This window comes from Lysobacter niastensis (assembly GCF_015453285.1).
In the GTDB taxonomy this organism is placed as follows: Bacteria; Pseudomonadota; Gammaproteobacteria; order Xanthomonadales; family Xanthomonadaceae; genus Lysobacter_J; species Lysobacter_J niastensis.
Genome location: NZ_JADLZT010000001.1, coordinates 385,832 through 398,609, shown reverse-complemented (window position 1 = coordinate 398,609; position 12,778 = coordinate 385,832). Strand labels below are relative to the sequence as shown.

At 67.2% G+C, this 12,778-nt stretch carries 14 protein-coding genes; 4 read left to right on the top strand and 10 right to left on the bottom strand.

Going from position 1 to position 12,778, the window contains the following annotated elements:
* Window positions 1-66: 66 nt before the first annotated feature.
* Together IU514_RS01805 and purE are read right to left on the bottom strand one after the other, a co-directional pair.
* Window positions 67-1,209 carry a 5-(carboxyamino)imidazole ribonucleotide synthase gene (locus IU514_RS01805; RefSeq protein WP_194929347.1) on the bottom strand — a complete coding sequence of 381 codons (1,143 nt, stop codon included), beginning with the start codon at window positions 1,207-1,209 and terminating at the stop codon, window positions 67-69.
* A complete protein-coding gene (gene purE / locus IU514_RS01800) occupies window positions 1,206-1,724 on the bottom strand; it encodes a 5-(carboxyamino)imidazole ribonucleotide mutase (protein WP_194929346.1) in 519 nt (172 codons plus the stop codon). Before purE ends, IU514_RS01805 begins: the two co-directional genes overlap by 4 nt.
* A gap of 58 nt (window positions 1,725-1,782) precedes the next feature.
* Between purE and IU514_RS01795 the strand changes: the two genes are divergently transcribed.
* Window positions 1,783-2,052, top strand: a complete 270-nt coding sequence (locus IU514_RS01795) for a Trm112 family protein (protein ID WP_194929345.1) — start codon at window positions 1,783-1,785, stop codon at window positions 2,050-2,052.
* Window positions 2,049-2,924, top strand: coding sequence for a carboxylating nicotinate-nucleotide diphosphorylase (gene nadC / locus IU514_RS01790; protein ID WP_194929344.1), 876 nt, complete (start codon window positions 2,049-2,051; stop codon window positions 2,922-2,924). Before IU514_RS01795 ends, nadC begins: the two co-directional genes overlap by 4 nt.
* 19 nt (window positions 2,925-2,943) lie before the next feature.
* On the opposite strand, the gene IU514_RS01785 is transcribed toward nadC, so the two are convergent.
* On the bottom strand, window positions 2,944-3,744 hold the full coding sequence (locus IU514_RS01785; RefSeq protein WP_194929343.1) for an FHA domain-containing protein: 801 nt from the start codon (window positions 3,742-3,744) through the stop codon (window positions 2,944-2,946).
* A 76-nt stretch (window positions 3,745-3,820) separates the two neighbouring features.
* On the opposite strand from IU514_RS01785, the gene IU514_RS01780 reads away from it, so the two are divergent.
* Window positions 3,821-4,144 (top strand): DUF3301 domain-containing protein, encoded by a 324-nt coding sequence (locus IU514_RS01780; RefSeq protein WP_194929342.1) that lies wholly within the window; start codon window positions 3,821-3,823, stop codon window positions 4,142-4,144.
* 120 nt (window positions 4,145-4,264) lie between these two features.
* On the opposite strand, the gene IU514_RS01775 is transcribed toward IU514_RS01780, so the two are convergent.
* From IU514_RS01775 to IU514_RS01750, 6 genes are all read right to left on the bottom strand, one after another.
* Entirely contained in the window at window positions 4,265-4,726 is a 462-nt protein-coding gene (locus IU514_RS01775; RefSeq protein WP_194929341.1) for a ClpXP protease specificity-enhancing factor, read from the bottom strand.
* A 113-nt stretch (window positions 4,727-4,839) separates the two neighbouring features.
* Complete coding sequence (locus tag IU514_RS01770) at window positions 4,840-5,475, bottom strand: glutathione S-transferase N-terminal domain-containing protein (protein WP_194929340.1); 636 nt, start codon at window positions 5,473-5,475, stop codon at window positions 4,840-4,842.
* Between the two features lie 145 nt (window positions 5,476-5,620).
* Complete coding sequence (locus IU514_RS01765) at window positions 5,621-6,367, bottom strand: cytochrome c1 (protein ID WP_194929539.1); 747 nt, start codon at window positions 6,365-6,367, stop codon at window positions 5,621-5,623.
* 46 nt (window positions 6,368-6,413) lie between these two features.
* Complete coding sequence (locus tag IU514_RS01760) at window positions 6,414-7,673, bottom strand: cytochrome b (RefSeq protein ID WP_194929339.1); 1,260 nt, start codon at window positions 7,671-7,673, stop codon at window positions 6,414-6,416.
* A gap of 3 nt (window positions 7,674-7,676) precedes the next feature.
* On the bottom strand, window positions 7,677-8,300 hold the full coding sequence (gene petA / locus IU514_RS01755) for a ubiquinol-cytochrome c reductase iron-sulfur subunit (protein ID WP_194929338.1): 624 nt from the start codon (window positions 8,298-8,300) through the stop codon (window positions 7,677-7,679).
* Window positions 8,301-8,481: 181 nt separating this feature from the next.
* Entirely contained in the window at window positions 8,482-9,402 is a 921-nt protein-coding gene (locus tag IU514_RS01750; protein WP_194929337.1) for a lytic transglycosylase domain-containing protein, read from the bottom strand.
* 160 nt (window positions 9,403-9,562) lie between these two features.
* Between IU514_RS01750 and miaB the strand changes: the two genes are divergently transcribed.
* On the top strand, window positions 9,563-10,951 hold the full coding sequence (miaB, locus tag IU514_RS01745; protein WP_194929336.1) for a tRNA (N6-isopentenyl adenosine(37)-C2)-methylthiotransferase MiaB: 1,389 nt from the start codon (window positions 9,563-9,565) through the stop codon (window positions 10,949-10,951).
* Window positions 10,952-11,018: 67 nt separating this feature from the next.
* Here the strand turns inward: miaB and IU514_RS01740 are convergent, their stop codons facing one another.
* Window positions 11,019-12,701, bottom strand: coding sequence for an amidohydrolase (locus IU514_RS01740; protein ID WP_194929335.1), 1,683 nt, complete (start codon window positions 12,699-12,701; stop codon window positions 11,019-11,021).
* Window positions 12,702-12,778 lie beyond the last annotated feature (77 nt).

Below are 12,778 nucleotides of genomic sequence, written 5' to 3'. Positions count from 1 at the left end.
TCGGCGCACCGCGCGGATACGAAAACGGCCGGGATTTCCCGGCCGTTTTTTCTTTGTTGCCGTGGCTCAGCGAGCGAGTGCCGCGATCACCGGCGCCACCTGATCCGCACGTTCGAGCGCATCGCCCACCCTGCGCAACGTCGCCGCCAGCGCACCTGCATCATCGGCCCGCAGCGTGGCATGCCCCACCTTGCGTCCGGCGCGCGGCTCCTTGCCGTAGTCGTGCCAGTGGCCGCCGGGCTCGCGCAGCACCGGCAATGCATCCGGCATCTGTCCGATCCAGTTGAGCATGCAGGCCATGCCGACCATGCGCGTATCGCCGAGCGGCAAACCGAGCACGGCACGCAGGTGGTTCTGGAACTGCGAGGTCTCGCTGCCTTCGATGGTCCAGTGGCCGGAGTTGTGCACGCGCGGAGCCAGTTCATTGGCGAGCAGTTCGCCGTCGCGGCAGAACAGCTCCAGCGCGAACACGCCGACATAGTCCAGCGATTCGGCCAGCTTGCGTGCGTACTCGAATGCGGTCTGCGCCGTCGCTTCGTCGACCCTGGCCGGCGCGAGGCTGGCAGACAGCACGCCGTCCACGTGCCAGTTCTCCGTCAGAGGCCAGGTGCGGAACTCGCCATCGCGGCCGCGCACGGCGACTACCGAAAGTTCGCGCTGGAAGTGGACGAAGCCTTCGAGGATCAGGCCGACCTTCCCGGCCTGCGCGCCCAGCGCGTCCCAGGCAGCGCCTGCATCGGCAGGCGTCTTGATGCGGAACTGGCCCTTGCCGTCGTAGCCGAGCCGACGGGTCTTGAGGATGCAGGGCGCGCCGATCTGCGCGATGGCGGCATCGAGCTGCTCGCGCGTGTCGATCGCCGCGAAGGGCGGCACCGGGATGCCGAGCTCCTGGAACAGGGTCTTCTCGGCCAGTCGGTCCTGGGCCGTTGCCAGCGCGCGCGGTTTCGGGAATACCGGAACCCGGTCGGTCAGCCAGTGCGCCGATTCGGCCGGCACGTTCTCGAAGTCGAACGTGGCGACGTCAACCTTCGATGCGAACTCGGTCAGCGCGGCTTCGTCGCGGTAGTCGCCCACTACCATGGGTGCAAACTGGCCGGCGCAGGCATCGGCGACGTTGTCCATCACCAGAAAGCGCAGGCCCAGCGGCGCACCGGAGAGCGCCATCATGCGCGCGAGCTGGCCGCCACCTAGGATGCCGACGGTCGTCATTTCCGCGGGTCGCCGTTAGCGAGCACGTCGTCGGTCTGGCGCGTGCGGAAGTCTTCCAGCGCCTGGCCGATCGCCGGCTGTTCGTGCGCGAGCAATGCCGCCGCAAACAAGGCCGCGTTGGCGGCGCCGGCGTTGCCGATGGCGAAAGTCGCCACCGGGATGCCCGCCGGCATCTGCACGATCGACAGCAGCGAGTCCATGCCGTTGAGCGCCTTGCTCTGCACCGGCACGCCCAGCACCGGCACCGCGGTCTTGGCGGCCAGCATGCCCGGCAAGTGCGCGGCGCCACCGGCGCCGGCGATGATCGCGCGCAGGCCGCGCGCCTTGGCCTTGGCGGCGTAATCGAAAAGCAGGTCGGGAGTGCGGTGGGCCGACACGACCTGCACCTCGTGCGGGACGCCGAGTGCTTCGAGCTTGGCGGCGGCGTGCTGCATCGTCTCCCAGTCGGAGCGCGAGCCCATCACGATGCCGACCAGCGGCGCCTGCGATGATGCGTCTATCGATGCGTCTGTCATGGTTCGACCCTGCGGCAAAACGGTATTCTACCGGCCTTCCGCAAGAGCTTCATCGCCCATGGACCGCAAGCTCCTCGACCTGCTCGTCTGCCCCACCACGCGCCAGCCCTTGCAGCTGCTCGACAGCCGTGGCCTGCAGGCGCTCAATGGCGCCATTGCGGCCGGCGGCATCGTCCGTGGCGACGGCAGCGCCCAGGCCGAATCGCTGCAGGAAGCGCTGGTGACGCGCGACCGCAAGACGGTCTACCGGATCGACGACGGCATCCCCGTGCTGCTGGCCGAAGAGGCCATCGCCACCGCCCAGGTCGACGGGTTCCCCGCGGCATGACCGCCAGCATCGCCCCGCCCCCGGCCGAGCAGGTCGCCGACGACGTCCGGCGAGCCCTGGCCGAGGATCTCGGTGGGGGCGATGTGACCGCCCAGCTGCTGCCGGACACGGCCGAATCCGCCTACCTGCTGTGCAAGGAGGATGCGGTGGTGTGCGGGCGGCCGTGGTTCGACGCCTGTCATCGCGCGCTCGATCCGGACATGTCGATCGACTGGCGCGTGGCCGAAGGCGACCGCGTCGGCAAGGGCACGGTGCTGGCGCTCCTGCAGGGCCGCACCCGCGCCCTGGTGAGCGCCGAGCGCGCGTCGCTCAATTTCCTGCAGACGCTCTCCGGCACCGCCACCGCCACGGCCGCGTATGTCGCCGCGGTGGAAGGCACCCGAGCCAGGATCCTGGATACCCGCAAGACCATTCCGGGATTGCGGCTGGCGCAGAAATACGCCGTGCGCGTGGGAGGCGGCGTCAACCACCGCATCGGACTGTTTGATGCCGTGATGCTCAAGGAGAACCACGTGCGCGTGGCAGGGTCGATCACGGCGGCCATCCGGGCAGCGCGTGCGATGCACCCGACGCTGCCGTTGATCGTGGAGGTAGAGACGATCGCGCAACTCGAAGAGGCCCTGCGCGAAGGTTGCGACCGCATCCTCATCGACGACTTCGATGCAGCGATGCGCCGCGAGGCGGTGCGGATCGCCAGGAGCGCTCCGTTCAACGGCACGATACCGCTGGAAGTTTCCGGCGGCGTCGACATGACCACGTTGCGTGCGATTGCCGAGGACGGCGTCGATTTCATCTCGATCGGCGGACTGACCAAGCATGTCCGCGCGATCGATCTCTCACTGAAGCTGGGTCCTCCGCCGGCATCCGCCTGATCGCGGACGCCCGGCACTGTCAGCGCAGCAGCCAGACGCCCGCCACCGCCGACACGGCAATGACGGCAGCCACGCCCAGCCACAACCAGGTCTGGCGGTCGCTGGCCGATTTTTCGCGGCGGCGGCCCGGCTTCGGAACCACCTGCACCGGCCCCAGCCTGTCGCCGGGCTTCGCGACGCGAAGCTGCAGGGCGTCGAAAGCAATCACGTCGCCGACTTTCGCCTCACCACGCAACACGCGCTTGCCGTTGATGTAGGTGCCGTTGGTCGACCCCAGGTCCTCGACCTGCACGCCGTTTTCGGTGGGCAGCAAGCGCGCGTGGCGTCGCGACAGACCTTCGTCGTCGAGGCGCAACTGGCACTCGGGCGCACGCCCCACCGTGACGACGCCGTGGATCGGCAGCTTCTGCCCCGACGCATTGCCGGAGACCCCGTGCAGTACGTAGCGTGGCGTCGCCGAGCGAACCGCCGTCACACCGGGATCGTCGTTCGCCGCCGGTACGTCGAGCGGGCTTTCGTCGGGACGGATGCCCGGCGTGGTCTCGAGTGCGGCCAGACGCGCCTGCACGCGATCGAACGCCATGCTGTCGCCTGGTCGCAGCGAGATCAGGCCATCGACGCGACGGCCGTTGACGCTGACCGGAGTGCCGTGCGGCACGTCGAGCATCACGCCATGTGCGGACACATGCAGCTGGCAATGCTGCGGTTGAACGCCGGGACGATTGAGGACGATGTTGGATTCCGGGTCGGAACCGACCCGGTTGACGCCAAGGCCCAGCAGGACCTGCGGGTGTTCGCCATCGGGAAATACGAGTTTCATGCGGATGGTGGCCCCCTGCCCACCTTGCGCCATGCGGAGGCTTGCGAGTTCAGTCCCGCGCCACCACAGTGAGTGCATGCCGACTCTACTCATCCTGATGATCGTCGCTGCGACGGTGTTCGCATTCTGGAGCGCCGGGCGCGCGGCAGCTGAACGCGCGGAAGCGGTGGGCCGCGACGCCTGCCGGGCCGCCGGCGTGCAATGGCTCGACCACAGCGTGCACGCCATCGGCCTGAAGCTGTGCCGTCACGACAACGGCTGGCTGGGGTGGGAGCGCACGTTCCGGTTCGACTATTCGATCGATGGCGAAGACCGCCATGTCGGCAAGCTGGTGATGCGCGGCGATCGTCTGATTGCCTTCAGCGGCCCGGTCACGCGCGGTGTGACGCCGCTGCACTGAACTGCCCTGGATGTTCCGTCGAGCCGCGCAGCGCGCGGCACTCAGGACGCTGGATCCCCGCCTACGCGGGGATGACGCATCGGCACAGGCGTTCGCGCGCCGAGCGAACGCGCCGATGCGTTACTTGACGATGCGCAGATGCGAGCCGCGGCGCGGAGGCGTGGGCGTCTCGGGGCCGTCGTCGTCGCCGTGGGGCGGATGGTCCTGGGCGGACTCGATCGCTTCGTCGTCAGCCTCGCTGCCCGACGCCAGGGCTTCGTCAGGCAATGCCATGCCCTGCCCCGTCTCGCGGGCGTAGATCGCCAGCACGGCGCCCACCGGCACCGAAACCGGATGACTGACGCCGCCGAATCGTGCACTGAAGCGGATCGTGTCGTTGCCCATCTCGAGATGCGAAACCGCGCGCTCGGCGATGTTGAGGACGATCTTGCCGTCCTTGACCGCGTGCATCGGGACCTGCACAGAGGGGCGCGTGGCATCCACCAGCAGGTGCGGGGTCATGCCGTTGTCGGCAATCCATTCGTACAGCGCCCGCAACAGGTACGGACGATGGCTGGTCATCAGGGCGCTGTCTTCGCTCATGCCCACAGTCTAACGCCGAGCAGGCGTTTCGGCGGCCCGTGCGACCGCCTTCGACAAGCACACCGTCGCAGTCTGCGGCCCGTGTCCACGCTGCGGCGAGTCGGCCGGCGCAGTCAGGCCGGCATCTCGCGCAGCTTGCGCTCCTGCTCGGTCAGGCTGCGCATGAACCCCGGGTTGCGGAAGATCCGGTTGCCGTAGTCCTCGATGGCCTTGCCGTCCTTAGGCAGGGGCACGCCCAGCGCGTCGAGGCGCCAGATGATGGGCGCCATCGCGCAATCGGCCAGGCTCATTTCCGGATTGAGGAAGAACTTGCTGGCCTTGAACAGCGGCACCGAAGCGGTCAGCAGTTCCTTCAGCCGCTTGCGCGCGGCTTCGGCCTGGACCTTGTTGCCGAGCTGGATCGCCTGTACCTGCGGCACCCAGTCGTGCTCCAGGCGCAGCATCGCCAGGCGCAGGCGCGCCCGCGACAGCGGATCGACGGGCATCAGGGGCGGGTGCGGGTAGCGCTCGTCGAGGTATTCGCTGACGACACTGGCGGCGTAAAGCACCAGGTCGCGCTCGACCAGGGTCGGTACCGAGTGATAGGGGTTGAGGTCGACGAGGTCTTCCGGCGGGTTCTGCGGATCGACCGGAATCAGGTCGTAGGTGACGCCCTTGGCCGCGAGCACCAGGCGCACGCGGTGGCACAGCACGCAATCGGTGGACGAAAACAGGGTCAGGGCATTACGCATACGTGGGCTCGCCGCCATCATCGACCTCTCCAGCCACCGGAATCCGCCAGTAGCAAGACGCCATCCACCCCGTGTGGACGGTCGTCACGGCCTCGAGCTTCGCATCCCCTGCCATGTACTGAAAAGCCCGCTGACGCGGGCCTTTCAGTAACACGGTGTGCGATCAGTGCTTGTCCACGTCCCGCCAGTACTCGAGCTTGAGCATGTAGGCGATCAACGTGAAGGCCACCAGGAACAGGATCACCCAGACGCCCAGGTTCTGGCGCTTGAGGGCGGCCGGTTCGCCGGCGTACTCGAGGAAAGCTGTGATGTCGCGGACCGCCTGGTTGAAGCCCTCGCTGTCCAGCTTGCCCGGGGTGGCGACCTTCAGGCCATGGACCGGCCGATCGCCGGTGGCCTTGTCGGGCTCGCCATACTCGGCGTGCTGCAGGCCCTGCAGCTCCCACAGCGGGTTGGGCATCGAGGCGTTCGGGAACAGCTGGTTGTTCCAGCCGAGCGGACGCGACTCATCCAGGTAGAACGACTTCAGGTAGGTGTAGATCCAATCGCTGCCGCGGACACGGGCGATCAGGCTCAGGTCCGGCGGCATCTTGCCGAACCACTGGTTGGCATGTTCCGGGGTCAGGCTGACCTGGATCTGCTCGCCGTACTTGGCACCGGTGAAGTTGAGGTTGTTCATCACCTCTTCTTCGCTCAGGCCAAGGTCCTCGGCCATGCGCGAGTAGCGCAGGTACTTCAGCGAATGGCAGCCCGAGCAGTAGTTCATGTACAGCTGGGCGCCGCGCTGCAGCGACGAGACGTCGCCCAGGTCGGTACCCGACTGCTGCAGGTTTCCGCCGCTGGAGGCGAAGGCGCTGGCCGAGACCAGCAGGCCGGCAGCGAAGGTGGCGAGCTTCTTCACGATGGGCATCTTCAGGACGGAGCGACGGTGTGCTTCAGGGCCTTTGGCGATGAGGTCAGTCATGCATCGTCACCCGTTGCGGCACCGCCTTGGTCCGGTCCATCTTGGTCCAGATCGGCATGGTGATGAAGAAGACGAAGTACAGGAAGGTCAGCACGCGGCCGATGATCGTCTCGACCGGATCGGTACCCGGACCGGCGCCGATCTTGCCCAGCCACAGGAAGCAGATCGCCAGCATGCCGAGCATGAACTTGGTGATCCAGCCACGGTAGCGGTGCGACTTGACCTTCGACTTGTCGAGCCACGGCACCGCGAACAGCACCGCGATCGCCGCGAACATCACGATGACGCCGCTGAGCTTGTGCGGCACCACGCGAAGCATTGCGTAGTACGGGGTGTAGTACCAGACCGGCTTGATGTGCTCCGGCGTCACCAGGCGGTTGGCCTCGGTGAAGTTGTCATGCTCCAGGAACCAGCCGCCGAACGCCGGCGCGAAGAAGATCACGAAGGCGCAGATGACCAGGAAGAAGCCGACGCCGAAGGTGTCCTTGACCGTGTAGTACGGATGGAACGGGATGCCGTCGGCCGGCTTGTTCGCGTCCCAGCGGTTGCCCTTCGGGCCCTTCTTGATGTCGACGCCGTCGGGGTTGTTGGACCCGACTTCGTGCAGCGCTCCAAGGTGCAGCACGACCAGCAGCAGCAGCACCAGCGGCAGCGCGATCACGTGCAAGGCGAAGAAGCGGTTGAGCGTGGCGTCGGACGGCAGGTAGTCGCCCATGATCCACTCGGTCAGGCCGTTGCCGATCACGGGGATGGCACCGAACAGCGAGATGATCACCTTGGCGCCCCAGAACGACATCTGGCCCCACGGCAGCACGTAGCCCATGAAGGCTTCGGCCATCAGCACGAGGTAGATGAGCATGCCGAGGATCCACACCAGCTCGCGCGGCTTCTGGTACGAGCCGTACATCAGGCCGCGGAACATGTGCAGGTAGACGACGATGAAGAACATCGACGCGCCGGTGGAGTGCATGTAGCGGATCAGCCAGCCCCACTCCACGTCACGCATGATGTATTCGACCGACGAGAACGCTTCGGCCGCGGACGGCTTGAAGTGCATCGTCAGGAAGATGCCGGTGACGATCTGGTTGACCAGCACCAACAGTGCCAGCGAACCCATGTAGTACCAGAAGTTGAAGTTCTTCGGCGCGTAGTACTCGGTCATGTGCTTGCGGTACGCCGGCATCATCGCCGGGGCACGCTCGTTGACCCAATCCATCACGCTGTTGGCGGTGCGGGTAAAGATGTTGGACATGGCTTACGCCGCTCCCTTCGGATCCACGCCGATCACGATCGTGGAGTCGTTCTCGTAATAATGGGGCGGGACGACCAGGTTGGTCGGCGCCGGCACGCCCTGGAACACACGCCCGGCCATGTCGAAGCGCGACTTGTGGCAGGGGCAGAAGTAACCGCCCTTCCACTCAGGATCGAACGGCTCCGGCCGGATCTCGGCCTTCATTTCCGGCGAGCAGCCCAGGTGCGTGCACAGGCCGACCAGCACGGAGATTTCCGGCTTGATCGAGCGCGTCTCACCCTTGATGTAGGCGGGCTGCTGATCCTTGTTCTCGGACTTGGGATCGCGCAGGTGGCCATCCAGCGTCGGCAGCGCGTCGAGGATCGCCTTGGAGCGCTTGACGATCCAGATCGGCTGGCCACGCCACTCCATGATCAGGCGCTGGCCTTCGGCCAGGGCGCTGATGTCGGCGGTCACCGGAGCGCCCGCGAGCTTGGCGCGCGAGCTGGGGTTCCACGACTTGATGAACGGTACCGCCAGGAATCCCGCGCCGACTGCACCCACCACGGCCGTAGAAGCCGTCAGGAACCGGCGGCGGCCGGAGTTCACAGGATCGTTTTTAGGATCTTTGATCCCTTGGTTGGCCATCCGGCACTCCGCAAAAAACTGGAAAACGAAGTTCACCGCGTCGCGCACGCCACTGGCGACGGCTCGCGGCTCAAAAAGACGAGGAAGTGTAACGGAACGGTTAATGGCCCGACAATCCGCCGAAGCCCCCGGCCCGACGGGGCGCCCGCTGCGGCACAGGCCGTGCCAGATGCACTCGGCCCTAGCGGACCACCGGCGCCGAGCCCCGGTAGCGGTCGGCGAGCACCGCGACCCGCTGCACGTAGCGCTGCGTCTCGTTGTAGGGCGGCACGCCCTTGTACTTGTCCACGGCCCCCTCACCGGCGTTGTAGCCCGCCGCGGCCAGGGTCAGGTTGCCGTTGAAGCGCTTGAGCAGCCAGGCGAGGTACTGGACGCCACCGCGGATGTTCTGGGCCGCGTCGAAGGCGTTGTCGACGCCGAAGCGCCGCGCCGTTGCCGGCATCAGCTGCATCAGCCCCTGCGCCCCGACCCGCGACAGCGCATTGGGGTTATAGGCCGATTCGGCATGGATGATGGCCCGGACCACCGCCTCTTCCACCCCGTATTCCCGCGACGCGGCAGCGATCTCGGCGTTATAGGCCGCGGTATTGAGACGGATCCTGCCGAAATCGACCCCCGGCCGAGCCGCGCAGGCGTAACAGGTCTCGATGTAGCTGTAGCGGATCGTGCGGACCGGGCTGGCGTTTGCCAGGCCACTCGGGCGGCGGCTCGTGTAATGGCGCACACCGTCCTGGATGTAGGAGTAGACCTGCCCCTGGACGCGGCGGGACGGCGCGTGGGCGGGGCTGACGGGGGTCGAAGGAGCGACCGCTGCCGGCGCAACAGGCGCGGGCACCGAAGCTGCCGCAGGCGACCCATCCACGGCATTGGAGACCAGGGTCGCGCCCGAAGCCGCAGGAGCGGCCGGCTCCGGAACCGGGCGGGCCGCTTTCGATTTCGCCGGCTGGTATTGGCTGACGACGGTGCAGCGGGCACCGGGTACACGCTTGCTGACGTAGCTGCGCACGCCGTCGGCGGTCTCGCAGCGGTACAGGGTGCCGGCCACGGCTGGCGCGCCCAGCAGCAGGCAACTGATCCCCAGCAGCAGTGCTCCCCCCCTCATGCCGGCGAGTGTCTCCCGTCGTCCTTGCCTTGCCAAGGCCTTGATGGCCACTGACCGCGGAAACGTGACCAGGACGCCAAACCGGCCCTTGGGCGGCTGCGGCCGCTACACTAGCGCCCCCTCCGGCGCGGATTAACCGCCGCCCCTCCCGGATCGAGACATGACCGACACGACCTCCCCGGCCGGCCAGCCTGTGGCCCAGCCGACCAAGAAGCTCTTCATCGAGACCCACGGCTGCCAGATGAACGAGTACGACTCGGCCAAGATGGCCGACGTCCTCGCTGCCAGCGATGGCCTGGAACTGACCAGCAACGTCGAGGAAGCCGACGTCATCCTGATCAACACCTGCTCGATCCGCGAGAAGGCGCAGGAGAAGGTCTTCAGCCAGCTCGGCCGCTGGAAGCAGCTCAAGCAGGGCGAGCGTCCGGTGGTGATCGGCGTCGGCGGCTGCGTCGCGTCGCAGGAGGGCGAGGCGATCGTCAAGCGCGCCCCCTTCGTCGACCTGGTGTTCGGCCCGCAAACCCTGCACCGCCTGCCCGAACTGATCCGCGCCAAGCGCGAGACCGGCCTGCCGCAGGTCGACATCAGCTTCCCCGAGATCGAGAAGTTCGACCGTCTGCCCGAGCCACGCGCCGAAGGGCCGAGCGCGTTCGTCTCGATCATGGAAGGCTGCAGCAAGTACTGCTCGTTCTGCGTGGTGCCCTACACCCGCGGCGAGGAGATCAGCCGTCCGTTCGAGGACGTGCTGGTCGAGGTGGCCGACCTGGCTGCCCAGGGCGTACGCGAGATCAACCTGCTCGGCCAGAACGTCAATGCCTACCGCGGCCCCTACGGGGATGGCGAAATCGCCGACCTCGGCCTGCTGATCCGCGCCATCGCCGAGATCGAGGGCGTCGGCCGCATCCGTTTCACCACCTCGCATCCGCTGGAGTTCTCCGACTCGCTGGTCGAGGCTTACCGCGACGTGCCCAAGCTTGCCAACTACCTGCACCTGCCGGTGCAGGCCGGCAGCGACCGCGTGCTGGCGGCGATGAAGCGCGGCTACACCGCGCTGGAGTTCAAGCAGAAGATCCGCAAGCTGCGCGCGGTGCGTCCGGACATCTCGATCTCGTCCGACTTCATCGTCGGCTTCCCCGGCGAGACCGACCCCGACTTCGAGAAGACCATGAAGCTGATCGAGGACGTCGGCTTCGACCAGTCGTTCTCCTTCATCTACTCGCGCCGCCCCGGCACGCCGGCAGCCGATCTGGAAGACAGCGTCACCAGCGAGGAGAAGCATGCGCGCCTGTCGCGCCTGCAGGCGCACATCAACGCGCATGCGCGCTCGATCTCCGACGCGATGGTCGGCAGCGTGCAGAGCGTGCTGGTGGAAGGCCCGTCGAAGAAGAATCCGAACGAGCTGACCGGCAAGACCGAGAACATGCGCTCGGTGAACTTCCCGGGGCATCCGCGCCTGGTCGGCCAGTTCGTCGACGTCGTCATCACCGAAGCGATGAGCAACTCGCTGCGCGGGCGTGTGGCAACCGCGGACGAAGAAGCGGTGGCCTGAGTTTTTTCAGCCCGTCATTCCAGTGTCGCGGGAATAACGGGCACTGCCGCCCGGCTGCAACAACGCCCTATTGCTTTGGCGCCCGGTAAACCGCGCGCCCATCCACGTAAGTCGCCTGCACGGTGAGCTCGCGCAGCATTGCGGGATCGATCGCCAGCGGATCTTCCTTCAGCAGCACGAAGTCTGCGCGTTTGCCGACCTCCAGGCTGCCGACTTCCGTCTCGGCGAAACCCGCGTAGGCCGCGTCTAGCGAGAAGCCGCGCAGCGCCTCGTACGCCGTCAGCTTCTCGGCCGGAAACCAGCCACCCACGGGCAATCCCTGGGCGTCGGTGCGCGTGGCCGCGGCAAACAGGCCCAGGCGCGGGTCTACCGACTCGACCGGAAAATCCGAGCCCAGCGCGAGCCGCGCGCCGCTGTCGCGAAGCTGCCGCCATGCATAGGCGCCGACGATGCGTTGCGGTCCAACGCGATCCTGTGCCCACGGCATGTCGCTGGTGGCATGGGTCGGCTGCATCGAGGCGATTACGTGCAGCCCGGCCAAGCGCGGCAGATCGTCCGGCGCCAGCACCTGCGCGTGCTCGATGCGCCAGCGGTGGCCTCCACTGGAAGCTCCACCCAGCACACGCGAGTAGGTTTCGAGCACCTCGTGGTTGCCACGATCGCCGATGGCATGCGTCGCCACCTGAACCCCGCAGCGCTTTGCCTTGCTGGCTGCAGCGACCATCGCCTCAGGCGTCGTCAACATCAGGCCGCGATTGCCATGGTCGTCGCTGTAGTCCTGCAGCATCGCCGCGCCGCGACTGCCCAGCGCACCATCGGCGTACAGCTTGACCGTGCGCATCTGCAGGCGTCCTGATGCATGGCGGTACAGGCCGTCATGGCACAGCATCTCCAGCGCGTCGCCGTCGCCGGCCGCCATCGCGGTGATGCGCAGCGGCATCTGCCCACGATCCGCGAGACGCTGGTAGCGGCGCAATTCGGCAAGATCGACGCCGGCATCGTGCACTCCGGTCAGGCCATGCTCGACCGCAGCCTGCATGCCGAGCGACAGCGCGCGTTCGGCGGTGGCTTCGTCGAGCGGCGGACGGGCGGAGTCGACCAGCGCGGTCGCGCCATCGATGAAGATGCCGGCGGGCTGGCCTTTTCCATCGCGTTCGATGCGGCCGCCTTCCGGCTGCCAGGTGCCCGACAGGTCGCGCTTCACCGCGCGCATCGCGGCCGTGTTGGCCCAACCGGCATGGCCGTCGACACGTTCCAGCCACACGGGGCGATCGGGAAATGCCGCATCGAGGTCGGCAGCGGTGGGGAAACGCTGTTCCGGCCAGTCGTTCTGGTCCCAGCCCCGGCCGATCAGCCACGCGCCCGGGGGAAGTTGTCCGGCGAAAGCCCGCAGACGCTGAAGCACTTCGTCCTTGCTGCGCGTGCCGATCAAATCGGCCGTCAGCATCGACATGCCCAGCCCCGCGACATGGCCGTGCGCGTCGATCAGGCCCGGCACCACGGTGGCGTCGCCTGCATCCAGGCGCGCCGCCTTCGGATAGCGCTTCAGCAGCGAAGCGGTGTCTCCCAGCGCAAGAATGCGGCCGGCGTCGTCGAACGCGAGCGCCTGCACGCGCGGCTGGGCGGTATCCATCGTGTGGATCCGCGCCGCACTCAATACCGTGACCTCCGCGGCGCCCACCTGCCCTGCGAGTACCACGGCCAAGGCCCCCAGGCCCGTTGCCGCCCTTCCCCAACGCTGCTTGCGCATGCCGCCTCCCCAGGCGATCCGACTGGGCGGACTTTGCGCAAAGTGACCCAGCGACGCAAGCCGGAGCAAGCTTCTGC